13 protein-coding genes are annotated in these 13,527 nt (G+C 30.4%); 2 read left to right on the plus strand and 11 right to left on the minus strand.

Annotated elements, in window-relative coordinates:
- Positions 1-31: 31 nt before the first annotated feature.
- On the minus strand, positions 32-1,090 hold the full coding sequence (locus ACJDU8_RS04870; protein WP_406791030.1) for an HD-GYP domain-containing protein: 1,059 nt from the start codon (positions 1,088-1,090) through the stop codon (positions 32-34).
- 226 nt (positions 1,091-1,316) lie between these two features.
- Between ACJDU8_RS04870 and ACJDU8_RS04875 the strand changes: the two genes are divergently transcribed.
- Positions 1,317-1,640, plus strand: a complete 324-nt coding sequence (locus tag ACJDU8_RS04875) for a hypothetical protein (protein ID WP_406791031.1) — start codon at positions 1,317-1,319, stop codon at positions 1,638-1,640.
- Here the strand turns inward: ACJDU8_RS04875 and ACJDU8_RS04880 are convergent.
- The 6 genes from ACJDU8_RS04880 to ACJDU8_RS04905 form a co-directional block, all read right to left on the minus strand.
- Positions 1,632-2,078 (minus strand): Fur family transcriptional regulator, encoded by a 447-nt coding sequence (locus tag ACJDU8_RS04880; RefSeq protein ID WP_406791032.1) that lies wholly within the window; start codon positions 2,076-2,078, stop codon positions 1,632-1,634. The genes ACJDU8_RS04875 and ACJDU8_RS04880 overlap by 9 nt on opposite strands.
- Positions 2,079-2,094: 16 nt before the next feature.
- Positions 2,095-2,649, minus strand: a complete 555-nt coding sequence (locus ACJDU8_RS04885) for a manganese efflux pump MntP (protein WP_406791033.1) — start codon at positions 2,647-2,649, stop codon at positions 2,095-2,097.
- 106 nt (positions 2,650-2,755) lie between these two features.
- A complete protein-coding gene (locus ACJDU8_RS04890; RefSeq protein WP_406791034.1) occupies positions 2,756-3,484 on the minus strand; it encodes a M48 family metallopeptidase in 729 nt (242 codons plus the stop codon).
- 43 nt (positions 3,485-3,527) lie between these two features.
- Positions 3,528-5,150, minus strand: a complete 1,623-nt coding sequence (locus tag ACJDU8_RS04895; RefSeq protein WP_406791035.1) for a S41 family peptidase — start codon at positions 5,148-5,150, stop codon at positions 3,528-3,530.
- Between the two features lie 151 nt (positions 5,151-5,301).
- Positions 5,302-7,437 (minus strand): cell wall-binding repeat-containing protein, encoded by a 2,136-nt coding sequence (locus ACJDU8_RS04900; protein ID WP_406791036.1) that lies wholly within the window; start codon positions 7,435-7,437, stop codon positions 5,302-5,304.
- A gap of 44 nt (positions 7,438-7,481) precedes the next feature.
- Positions 7,482-7,925 carry a MarR family winged helix-turn-helix transcriptional regulator gene (locus tag ACJDU8_RS04905; protein ID WP_406791037.1) on the minus strand — a complete coding sequence of 148 codons (444 nt, stop codon included), beginning with the start codon at positions 7,923-7,925 and terminating at the stop codon, positions 7,482-7,484.
- Positions 7,926-8,342: 417 nt separating this feature from the next.
- On the opposite strand from ACJDU8_RS04905, the gene ACJDU8_RS04910 reads away from it, so the two are divergent.
- Entirely contained in the window at positions 8,343-8,465 is a 123-nt protein-coding gene (locus ACJDU8_RS04910) for a hypothetical protein (RefSeq protein ID WP_406791038.1), read from the plus strand.
- Positions 8,466-8,521: 56 nt separating this feature from the next.
- On the opposite strand, the gene ACJDU8_RS04915 is transcribed toward ACJDU8_RS04910, so the two are convergent.
- From ACJDU8_RS04915 to ltaE, 4 genes are all read right to left on the minus strand, one after another.
- Positions 8,522-9,034, minus strand: coding sequence for a phosphatase PAP2 family protein (locus tag ACJDU8_RS04915; protein ID WP_406791039.1), 513 nt, complete (start codon positions 9,032-9,034; stop codon positions 8,522-8,524).
- 178 nt (positions 9,035-9,212) lie between these two features.
- Complete coding sequence (locus ACJDU8_RS04920) at positions 9,213-9,866, minus strand: cysteine hydrolase family protein (RefSeq protein ID WP_406791040.1); 654 nt, start codon at positions 9,864-9,866, stop codon at positions 9,213-9,215.
- A 296-nt stretch (positions 9,867-10,162) separates the two neighbouring features.
- Positions 10,163-12,175 carry a penicillin-binding transpeptidase domain-containing protein gene (locus ACJDU8_RS04925; protein WP_406791109.1) on the minus strand — a complete coding sequence of 671 codons (2,013 nt, stop codon included), beginning with the start codon at positions 12,173-12,175 and terminating at the stop codon, positions 10,163-10,165.
- Between the two features lie 139 nt (positions 12,176-12,314).
- Complete coding sequence (gene ltaE, locus ACJDU8_RS04930) at positions 12,315-13,343, minus strand: low-specificity L-threonine aldolase (protein ID WP_406791041.1); 1,029 nt, start codon at positions 13,341-13,343, stop codon at positions 12,315-12,317.
- Positions 13,344-13,527: the final 184 nt, after the last annotated feature.

Raw genomic sequence — 13,527 nt, forward strand, 5'->3', positions numbered from 1 at the left:
ACACTGTATAGAAAATTTTATTCAATTTCTATTAAATTAACCCAGTAATAACCACATTAGGTATTTGTAATAAATCCAATTCATAAGCTGGTATAGGATTTTCTGTGTTCACATCATAAAGTATTCTTATTATCGGTCTGTCCGGAAATCCTTTGTTTTGCCTTACAACATAACCTTTAATTTTATTTGACAATTCAACACCACAGCCCAATGGATATATAGCAAAAGTATCTTTAAAATTATGTACTAACTGTTGATCAAAATTACTACCACTTCCTGAAAGTATAAGCTCATAAGCATCATTAGGACTAAATTTTTTTCTATAACATCTATCATTACTCACTGCATCATATACGTCACATATGCAAACCAATTTTGCATAATTTGTTATTTGCTTATCTTTAAGTCCGTAAGGATATCCCTTTCCATCTACCCTCTCATGATGTTGTTCAACTATTTTAATTACAGCATCTGAAATTATAACATTTTTCTTAAGAAGCTCACCCCCATACATGGGATGTTTCTTTATTTCTGCAAATTCTTCATCCGTCAGTTTAGCCTTTTTATTTAGTATCTCTAAAGGAATTTTAGTTTTTCCTACATCATGCAGTGATGCACCTATACCAATTTCTTTCAACTGCCATTTATCATATCCTGTTGAAACACCTAGAAAAGAAGCCATAATACAGGTATCTATTGAGTGAATAAAGGTATAATTATCATAAGTTTGTATATCATAAAGGCTTTTATTCACATCTCCAAGTTCAATTATGTAATTTATCATATCTTCTATACCTGTAAGAGATTTCCTCAATTTCTTTCCATTACAATCATATAAATTACTCATTATATTTGACATACTTTTTATTGATGATTGCTTTAATTCCAGTAATTTTTCATCTTCTATATTTACATCTTCTAATCTTTCATCTTCTACATATAAATAAAATACGCCTAATTGTTTTAATTTATTTATATAATTGTTGGTTAATTCTACACCTGCCTTTAAGAGAACTTGTCCATCACATGTTAATATGCTTTTCCCAATTACATCTTTTTCTTTAATTCTATTTATGAATTCTAATCTCATTGTTTCACCTCAATAAAATTTCATATATTAATTTCTTTTCTAAATAAAAGAATAACACAATTAAAATATAAATTAAAATACTTTAATTTATATTTTAATACAAATTAGCCCAATTGGTAAATTTGCACTAATAAGGTTACAAAAATTATTTTTTCTATTTACTTACATAAAAAAATTAGTTATTATAATTATAGATAATATTTTTATATCACTATGGAGGCAATGTATGAAAAAATTTATATTATCCATAATAGTCATTTTATTAGCTATTCTATTAGTTAAAAATATATATGTATCAAATAAGTGTATAGATATCAACTATGCAGTTGAAAATTATTTTACCACAGGAATTTTTAACAAATATAAACTATGTAACATGGAAAATATAGATCTATCATTTTCTAATGGTAAAATTGCCTTTGTGAAAGTTGAGGGCATGTCCAGTAAAACACCCCACCGCGAAATGAAATATACTGTATCTTTAGAGAAAAACAGTAAAGGTACTTGGAAAGTAAAGAAAATATATCCTCAAGAAATAACCTCACAGTAACTTCCCGACTCTACAGCCCAACTGTTTATTTCTACATTCTTTGCATACTCCGTTTATCTTAAAATCCAATTCTTCTTCCACAAATACAAAATCAGTTTTACTTTTTATTATTTCTTCTATTTGCTGCATAGGACAGTCTATTTCTACTTGTTTCTGACATATTCTGCACTGTAATATATGTTTATGATCTTTTCTTATTATAGCATAACTATATCTACCTTTACCTAAATCGAATTTTCTTACAATCTTTTTATCTTCAAATAACTCTAAAGACCTATAAATCGTAGATAAATCTACATTTATATTTTTCTGTTTATATTTTCGAAATAAATCCTCTACACTTAATGCAATTTCACTTTTATATAATATATCTAAAATATTTAACCTTGCCTGTGTAACTTTTATCCCATATTTTCTCAAGGATTTTTCTACATCCATAAAATCACCCCAAACTTCACTTAAAAAACATCATTTTAATGCCAAATATAATAAGTATTACCCCTCCTATGTAGTCTGCATATTTACTTATAGCATGTATTTTCTGGAGATACCTTGAAATGATAAAGGCAAAAGAAGTTAATACAAAAGTTACTATACCTATAAATAAGGTACTGCATATTATACTTAAATTATTTGTTATATTGTTTAACGTAGTAAATCCAATTACCAAAGCGTCAATACTTACAGAAACTCCAAGCAGTATAACCATTCCAGGTCTCATAAGTGTATAACCTTTTTTATTTTCAAATCCCGCCTTAAGCATTAGTATGCCTACAATGGACACCACTGCCCCTCCAACTATCGCAGGAACTGAAGCAATGTATTTATTAAATAAAAAACCTGCATATGCACCTATTATGGCAAATAAAAACTGAAAAAATCCAAAAGAAAGTGAAAATTGAATTTTATTCTTCCTTTTTATTTCACTATTTAACCCCACAGATAAAGAAACACTAAAAGCATCTAAAGAAAGCGCCAGTGCAATTAAAAATAAGGATTGAAATGCCATATTACTATTCCTCTCATATTAAAATTATCAATAACATTATTGTACTCTATTGTACTTTATATTTTTTCATATGTCTATTATATGGATCTATTAACTATATATACCATTATTGAAAATTCTCAGGGAAAGCAAGCATGTATCCATTATTTTTAAGCCAATTTTTTTTATTTATATAGTCGGGTATTATATATTCTACCAACTTCCAATAATCTTTTGAATGATTCATATGTACCAGATGGCATAATTCATGCACAACTATGTAATCTATGATTTCTATAGGTGCCATTAAAAGCTTATAATTAAAGTTTATATTTCCACTTGAATAACAACTTCCCCATATAGTTTTCTGGCATCTAATACTGATTTTTCTAGGACATACATTTATTTTTTTGCTGTATACATCTACTCTATGCTTAAAAATCACCTTAGCTTTTTCCCTATAAAACTTATGAATAGTAATTGTAATATTTTCCTCATCTTCTAGTAAAGTTTTAAATCCATAAATTACAAATCTATCTTTAAAAATTTTCACATAACATTTTTGTATATTTAAAGGATATTTTTCAATATCCAGCGGTGTACCCATCCATAAGATTTTTTTTCCTTCCTGAATACCCTTAAATTCTGTACTCTCCATTTTTTCTTTTATTGTCTGAAGACCTTTTAATATCCAGGGCATTTTGCTCTTTACTACTTCCTCTATGGCCTTATAGCTTATCTCATTGGGAGCAATTATAATTACTTTTCCCTTTTTATCAATTTTGATACTTATATTTTTTCTATTTTTTCTAAGTATCGTATACTTTAATGAAAAAAGCTTATGAGTAGTTTCCATCTTCCATCTCTCCTAATATACACTTCACTTGCCATTTATACATTTAATTTTTAACAACAACAGGCTTTATAGTATCTTTAATTTTTATATAGTAAGTCTGACCCTTATCTAATTTTTCTTTTGGAACCATAATCATTTTATTATCTCCTAAAATATTTATCTGAAAAGCTACTCTCTTGCCTGTACTACTATTTATAATTTCCATACTTACATTATTATTTAAGTCAAGATTAATTTTTTTATTAAGAGTTACAGTAAATGACTTATCCTGTGGTATCTGCTCTAATGTACTCAGCACCTTATAATCAGGGTAAAAAAATTTATATATATTGTTAAAATACTGGTCAGGAGTATTTGCCCAGCCATTTATAGTTCCTATATAAACATTAGATTTATCCACATGATCTATTATATATTTGAAAACTGACCAATAATCTTCACTTCTAGCAGTATTTAAATTTATATCAAATTCTCTTTTATCTAATACAACTTTTACAAATCCACGTTTATCCACATCATTCTTACACTCCCCTGACAATAGCTGTGCTGTTTTTAATGCATCTACATCCCCTGTATCAAAATCAGGTTTTATACCTATCCCTTGTATTACATTTCCAAAAGGTGAATAAAACTTTTGTGTAGTTAGCTTTAAAGCATCCCCATTAGAAAGCTGGAATACCTGTTGTGCCACCCCTTTGCCATAAGTAACATTTCCTATGAAAAGAGCTTTTTTATAATCCTTAACTGCCGCAGATAATATTTCAGAAGCACTGGCTGTATACTTATTAGTTAAAAATATAATTGGTTTGTCTATTATGCTTTTCTGCTGTCCCGCCAAATATCCCACCTTATTCCCGTACCTATCTTCAACTATTAGCGCTAAATTGTCTCCTACAAAATTTCCTGCTATATCCACTGCAGAATACATATATCCTCCCCCATCATTCCTCAAATCTATTACATAACTTTCTGGATTTTCTGCTTCAAGCTCTTCTAATATCTCGCTAAACTTCTGAGAGGTATTTTCTCCAAAAGAGGATATACAAATATAGGCTATATTATTATCTAACATTTTACCCTCTACTGTAGATAATTGTATTTGTGACCTTTGTATGTTAAAATTTAGTATTTTATCTTCCCTTTGGACTTTAATATTTACTGTAGTACCTTCCTCACCCCTTATATAATTACCTATTTCGTCTATACTTAAATCACTAAGTGAATGGGAATCTACAGAAGCTATAATATCTCCTTCTTTTAACCCTGCAGCTTCTGCTGGAGAATCCTTAATTACTGCACTTATCTCAGTTCCTGAAGAAACTTCAGAGATTTCTATACCTATTCCACATATCTTGTTATCTATGGAATTCAAAAAATCTTTTTCTTCTTCTGCTGAAAAATACTCGCTATAAGGGTCATTTAATTGTTTTAGTATTTCTTCTACACTTGAGCTATTCAATACACTATCAGGTACATCTGTGACATAGTTGTTTTTAATTATATCCCTAACCTCATTTAACACATTAGAATCCTGGGCATGTACACTAACCGCAAAACTAAATATAAAAATCATCAACCAAAATACTACAAATATGTTTTTTACATTAAAGTTTACTTTTGATTTCTCAGGTGAAGTTATGCCTAAAAACTTAGATTTAACTTTCATACATAATCCTCCTAATTTTAAATTCAATTATAAAAATTATACACTTTCTAACTAAGGATATATACATCTTTTTAGATTATCGTATAAAAAGGACATATATTCAATATAAAGTTTAAAATATTGAACTATACATCCTTTTAGGTATGACATTTTAATATTTAATTTTACTATTACCAAGCTTTAAAAACTCACTATAGTCTATAGAATTACTTTCTGTAATTTCTGGAAAACTTATTTTTACACTCTTGTTTATATTGTGACTTTCAACACTAAAATTAAATTCCAACCCAAGGATATTTTTTATATTTTCTGCTGTAACTTCTTCCCTATTACTACTTAAACTATTTATAGCTTTCACCAGCTTACTAATACTTGTGTTCAAATCCACAGTACCACTTTCTCCCACGATATAGCCATCACATATATTATAGGTTATATCTATTCCTTTATCTCCAATTATTTTTAAATCTTTTATAATATTTATAAAAGTATTTATATTATTCGATACCTCTTCCGGATGTGAATAAATCTCATCAAATGTTTTTTCCAATTGCTTTTTTTGTGTTTCTTTATCTGCATCTACCGAAAGATCTATAGACGTAACCATAATTTGTTTTATAAAGCTTATAAAGTCTTTATCCTGTATAAAATTTTGTGCTGCATACTCTAATATTGGTTTAAAAGTAACATCTGTAAGCTTTAAATTATAAGTCTGGGCATACTTAGGTCCTTCTTGAGTATCCATTCTCATTAAACCCTTGTAAGTTATAAAATCAAATCCCGGATTCCAATCTTCTGCATATTTCTCTATAAAATTCTCAAACTGCGGCTGAAAATTTCTCTGAAAGTCAATCATCTCTTTAAAATCTGAAATACTGTCATCTGTACTGTCCATCATTGTTACAGGATCCATAATTACATATTGTTTCCCTTTAAATTCCCTTGGAAGATAAGGATATAGTATGGCTGGTATTTTAACAATTTCCCTAATTCCTGTATTATCTCGGGTAATATCTAACACTGCCCACGCAGTAGTCTTTATATTCATACCTGCAACCTGCATTGTAACATTCTTCTGCAAATTACTTAAAGTTTTTTCATCACTACCATCCGTCTTAACATTTAATCCTAATGTAGAATTATTAATAATTGAAACTGCAGTCCCATTTTCCTTTTGTTCTTCTTGAGGTGAAGTACTTAAACTGGTATTAATCAAAAAATTCGAGTTTTTGTCCTTATCACTAATTTTTTGCCCGCTTATAGAATCATCCTTAAGTCCACTACCCATAATTTGATTTTTAGACACTGGAAGTATACTCTGAAGCGTTAAATCACTTATGACTCCTTGTCCACCTAAAACATTTATTTGCCCTATCAAGTCTAATTTACTGCTTAAATAGTCTTGAATCCTGGAATCATATTTATCTTTTATCAATATTATAGGAGATGAAGTTAAGGCTGCCAGTGATGAACCAGCTAGTCCATCTGCTAGATCATCTTCACTTGCCAGGTAAACTGTATTATAATTTACATCATTCTTAAATTTTTCCAGTATATTTACATTTCTTTCGTATTCATCATCCCCCAGAATTCTATCCACATTATTTAATTTACTTACAATATCATCACTTATCAAACTACTATCTCCAACTGCATAAACTTTAGGTACGTCTTTCCCTATAACTTGCAAATCATTCTTATAAATGCTATCAGCAGTGTCCGGTACTAGTATTAAGGGCATTCCTTTGGCAGCTGCAATAGAAGAAATTGTAACAGCATCTGTACAACTTTCCCCATTTACTAATACCATTCCATTATCTGTTCCTACCATTTTAGCTACTTGAAAAGAAATGTCATACTTATCTTTCCCTACTATTTTTTTAACCTCAATCCCTCTGTCTTCAATTTCACATTCTATATTAGGTGATATATAATCTTCCCTTCCTATTAAAAATACCTTTTTTACTTTTAATCTATAAAGCTCCTTGCTTAAATTATTTCCATCGGGCTGATTATCCACTTTATCTTTTGGGGCCAGTAAAATAGGTGCATTATATTTTCGGGCCAGAGGTGCTGCACACAGTGCATCTTCAAAATCTTGTCCACTAATTATTATTGCATAATCCGAACTCTGGCTCCATCCATTTTGCGAAATTAAAACCGAAGTGTCATACCTGGTAGACCCGCCTATACGCTCTGGTACAATTGCAGCTTCAGCCTTATTTGAAATTACCAAGCTTAAACATAAAGTAGCCAGCAGTAAACACACAGCCTTCTTTATACTCACTTGTATCCCCCCTTGTTGTTTTCAAATGGAACTTGCTAGTGCCTCTAAACCACATGCTTTTCCATTATTTTTTTTAAAACCCGTAGCCCATTTGAAATTATTTCTATTTCTTCATCATTGGCAGATTCCAACACTTGTATGCAATATGCCAATTTTTTATTATTTAAATCATCCAATAACCTTTGTCCTTCTTCTGTTAAATATATTAGTATTTTTCTCCTATCTTCTTTATCTCTTTTCCTATGTACAAAGCCTCTCTGGCATAATTTATCTATAATTACAGATGCCGTGCTATTAGGTAATCCTGACTTTTCGGTTATTTCCTTTAAAGTCTTAGGCATATGTTTTTCAACCTGATTTAATATTATAAGAGATGAAATCCCTAAATTTGAAATATTTTCTCTGCGGGTACTCAGCAATCTCTTTTTCATAAGATTCACTATCACTGTAAAATCCGTTATAATTTTATATTCTTCTTCTCTATACATAAGCAGTTCCTTTCAAGACAAAATTGTATTATATCATTTAAATTTCTTTATACGAAGGCTACCATTGCTAATACTCCCATCTTCTTCAAAGTGGGAGATAAGCACTGCTACGCCCCTGGATAAGTTCTTCTAAGGTTCAGATGGAGAAAAGCACTTCTCTATAGCAAACTCCACCTGAAGCTAAGAATCACTTGATTTAACAATAATCAAAAATATTATTTCAACATTAAAATAATTATAACATTATTGGTTATTTTCTTCCACATATTTAATAATAAAATTTAAAAATTTGTTCACACTTTATAATATTAAACCTTTTTAATTATTGAAATTAACAATTATTTGTGTTAAGTTTATTATATACTATTAATTATATTAAATTTGCAATTAAAATTACATAAAAGGAGCTATTCTAGCATGAGAGAACAACTTTCACCAGCAGAATTACGTAATAAACATATCAAGGTTACTATTACAATTTTCTCCATACTATTAATTCTAATAGTATCTGCAATAGTATTTGCAGTATCTTCAATTTAAATTTTAAATTAAAAGGGCAATTTATTATATTATTAATAAATTGCCCTTTTGCAACATTATAAAATTATAAAAATTAATTTTGAACATAATAGCCCAAACACAATTCCTCCTATAACATCAGTAGGATAGTGAACATACAAATATATTCTTGATAAAGCTATTATAAATGCTATTATAAAAAATATAAAACTATATTGTCTAAAGTACATGGATAAAACACTGGCAGAGGCAAATGAAGATAAGGTATGTCCTGAAGGAAAAGAATAAGATACAGGCTTTGAAATCAATAGTAGGCCATTATATCCACCATTACAAGGTCTTGCTCTTCTAACTATATGTTTTAATATTCCTTCTCCCATAATTGTACTTATAATCAGTGTAAATATTACCATACCTCCGATAATTCTATAGTGTTCACTCAACAATAGAAAAAACGCTATTACAATCCAAATAAGTCCTAAATCTCCCGCTTTTGTTGCTGTAGACATTATCCTGTCAAGATATTTATTTTGTATATGGTTTTTAATAATAAATAAAATGTAATTATCAATTTTTTCTATTAAATACATTGTTTATATTATCCTCTCACTAAGAATTCTAATAAAATTATCTTCATCATCTCTATAATTATGTATTATACACATTAAAAATAAATTAAAAAATGTTTATGTTTATATTAAAATTATTCATTTAAATAAAAAAAGTGAAAAATATTTCATTTTCACTTCGTACTGACCTGTTATTTATTTAAAGTATGCTTATACTATCTACTATTTCTATACCATTCATCTGCATATTGTATAAAGATATAATTTTCATCAAATCCCCATCATGACTTCCTAAATCATAGGTTTCTACAGAATTGGAAGGAACTATTATTCTCCTGTCTAAATTTTTTTCATTGAAATAAGTTTTTAGTGTAATAACAAAATTTATTACACAAATATCTGCTTCACAACCCACTACTATATAATTCTCAATAACATTTTCATTTTTATCCAGCCATATCTTAAATTTAGGAGCATGGAAACCATTAGTGCTGTTTTTAGGTATCATAATTGTATTATCACAATCCATCAACTCTTCCCTTAATTCTGATATCAGCTGTGATTCTGTAGTCCCTGCCTTACAATGAACTCCATGAGTTTTATATTCTACGGAGTTTTCTCCATGTTCATCTAAAAAAAATATCTTTTTATAGCCTAAAGTGCAATTATTTAAATCTGATATATTTTTTATTATACCTTTAATTCGTGGAGAAGCTAAAAGTCCTTCATGCACAAAACCATTTACCATGTCTACTACTACTATTGCGGTGTGTTCTTTTTTTAAATCCCTTAGGTTTAATTTTTTTCCCTTAATCTCCTTTTCCATTTCTAATACTTTTTCAACATTTAACATATTACCATACCCACCTCTTAAATTTTATTTTTATCCCATCGCTACCACTGCTAACCCCCCCATCGCACTCTGTGAAAGCGATTCACACAAAATTAAAAATTTTGGTTCTCTGCTTTTCTATCAAAGTGGGGGGATAAGCACTGCTACGCGCCTGGATAAGTTCTTCCCCTAAAGGATAACGTATTCTAAGTGCTAAAGACACTAAGAATACTGTTAATAAGGTTCAGCTGGAGAAAAGAAGTTCTCATAAGCAAACTCCACCTGAACCTAAGAATCACTTGATTCAAATCTACAATTTATTTCATTTGCTTAAAAACTTCTTTTACCATTGGAACTACATAGTGACTTCCGCCTTTATCCTTGGCATTTTCCACCATAGCCACTACAAGAAGGTCTGGATTATCCACATTTACTGCTGCAAACCATCCCACTTCTGTACCTTTAGTATCCTGCTGAGAATTTTTTATCTCTGCCGTACCTGTTTTTCCTGCTAGAGTCATCCCAGGTATATATGCCCCATGTCCAGTTCCATTGGGATTTGAAACTACTTGTATTAAATCACTCAAGATAGTATTTGCTACTTCTTTGGAATATACATTTTTCTTCCATATTTCCGCTTTTGTGTTATCCTTACATAAAAGATATGGTTTTATAATATTACCATTATTTACAAAAGAATCATAAATAGCCATTAAATGTACAGGATTTAATAAAATTTGCCCCTGTCCATAGCCGCTGTCTGCTAACTGTAAGTCATTTTTTATATCTCCATCTGCAGATAACTGAGATTTGGACAACCCGTATTCAAAAGGCATCTGCTCTCCCAGTCCAAAGTTTTCAAGCTCAGTTTTCATGGTATCTTTTCCAATATCTAATGCAGTTTCTGCGAAATATATATTATCTGAATAAATAAAAGCATTTAAAAGATTACTGGGCTGGCCATAATCTTTTACCCTAGTAACATAATATGCCCCCCAGCTGCTGTCTTTTTGCCATTTAAGTCCTGAAATATTTTTAGAGACCTGCGGGTTCAATTTATTGCTTTTTAAACCTATGGCTGCTGTCACTGGTTTAAAAACAGATCCCGGAACTATATTGCTTTGAAAGCGGTTATAAAAAGGTCTCTTTTTGTCCTCATTCAAACTATTCCAAACATCTGGAGACATTCCCATTACAAAGTCATTGGGATCAAAAGCTGGGGTACTTACAAGGGCTAAAACCTCACCAGTTTTTGGATTCATACTAACTGCCATACCTGCATCTTCCTTCAACTGGTCATAAAGCAAACTCTGAATTTTTGAATCTATGGTAAGTTTAATATCCTTTCCATTATGTACTTCTCGCTTAGCAAGTACCTTCTTTTTATTATTACTTTTATCCACAATATAGATTTCATAACCATTTTCTGCTCTTAAAATACTATCATATATTTTTTCCACACCAATTTTGCCTATTACATCTCCAGGATTATAATTTTTATTTGACTTTAAATCCTCCGCAGTTACCTCCTGCACATATCCTGACAAATGTGCCGCTGCAGCTTTTAATGGATATACTCTGGCCTTTTTATTATTTATAGATACACCTGGAATTTTTTCAAGTACGCTCAATCTTTCATCATCTTCCGGTATAACTTTTATGGGAACAAACATATATGGTTTTACATAAGAAGCTGACAGCTTTTTATCTATATCATCTTTTGAGACATTTAAAAGGCTGGCTACATTTTCTTTAGAAATTTCACCACTTTCTCCAAGGTCTCCTGGGACAATACCAACTTGTGCCACATATCCATCTTCCGCTATAACACTGCCGTTTCTATCCTTAATAGTACCTCTTTTCCCCAGCACAGTATCTACTCTAACTTTATCTCCATCACTTAATTGGGGAAATATAGATTCAGGTCCCCATACCACATTCCAGTTTGTTTTTCCACCACTAGTTTCCTTAGTTAAAGTTATGGTATTTGTAAAATTTAATTTTCCAGCAACTGTATCCATATTTACTTTAATAGGAATCTTGGCATTCCCATCCTCATATTTTATGTCCTTGCCAGTATCAATATTTACATTTATATCCTTTACTCCCATTCCGCTATAAATATTGTCATAACGATTTATAAACTCCTTTTCCCCAATGATTGATTTGCTTTCCTCATCTATTTTGCTGTACATCAATTTATAATCACTTTTTTTCCATGCATTTATATATTGGTTTATACCATTTATCACCATTTCACTTCTGCTGCATGCTGAAGCATTAATCAAAAATAATATTACAAAAATACCACATAAAAATTTATACTTCATCAAAATAATACCTCATAATATGAAAATTCTTATTTTTTATTGTACCACAAACATTCATAATTTTACTTAAATTTTAAATATTTTGTATAGACTTTAATATTAAAAGACTGTAAATTATTACAGCCTTTTAATATTAGTACTATGAAATTATTTCTTTTAAAGTGTTCACAACATAGGGTATATCCTCTTTACTTACCCAATAGTTGGTTACAAATCTCATTTTTCCATTTTCTTCAGGATTTATTTTAATTCCTTTTTTATAAAATTCTTCTACTAATTTATTGCTATCATATCCCGTTTCAGACATATCAAAGAAAACCATATTTATTTGAATATCTTCCACATTAACTTTAATACCTGGTATTTTTGAAAGTTCTTTTCCCATAAATAATGCATTTTCATAATCTTCCCTGAGTCTTTCAGTCATATGTTTTAATGCCACAAGACCAGCTGCTGCCAAAAACCCTGCTTGCCTCAATCCTCCCCCCATAAGTTTCCTGCCTTTCCTGGCTTTTTCAATAAACTCCTCTGTTCCTGCCAGTATAGAACCTACAGGGGCACACAAACCCTTGGAGAGACAAAACATTACAGAATCACAGTATCTAGTTATATCCTTTGCGTCTACTTCTAAATATGCTGCTGCATTAAACAATCTGGCACCATCAAGGTGAACTGGCAAATTACATTTTTTTGCCTCATTATAAATATCATTCATATTTTTTAAAGAAAGTACTTTCCCATTAGAATAGGCATTTTCCATACATATAAGGCTTGTCTCTGGATAATGTATATTTTCTTCAGACCTTATGACTGCTTTTACTTCCTTGGGATCCATTTCTCCCCCATTAGTCCTTAGGGTTCTAAGCTGTACTCCTGCTATAACAGCAGGAGCACCCACTTCATGAACCACAATATGGCTGTCCTCTCCAAGTATTACTTCTGTCCCTCTTTTGCAATGGGTAAATAAAGCTAACTGATTACCAAAAGTACCACTTGGTACAAATAGCGCCGCTTCTTTCCCCACAAGCTTTGCTGCATATTTCTCCAATTTTACTACAGTAGGATCATCTCCATATACGTCATCGCCTACTTCAGCTTTGTACATGGCATCTCTCATAGCCTGGGTAGGCTCCGTTGCCGTATCACTCCTTAATTCTATAAACCACATAAACGTACCTCCATATTTAATTATGTATTTATTACAGCTATAAAACAAACCTAAACTATAATAATATACCATAAATCATCTGTTCATATATTACTAATTTAGGTTTAAATTATACAAAAATAAACTGTAGAATTATTCCAACAAATTAAACTCCCAGGCATGAAAACTGCCCCGGAAGTTTAAC

The sequence above is a fragment of the Candidatus Clostridium eludens genome, assembly GCF_045310515.1.
In the GTDB taxonomy this organism is placed as follows: Bacteria; Bacillota; Clostridia; order Clostridiales; family Clostridiaceae; genus Clostridium_B; species Clostridium_B eludens.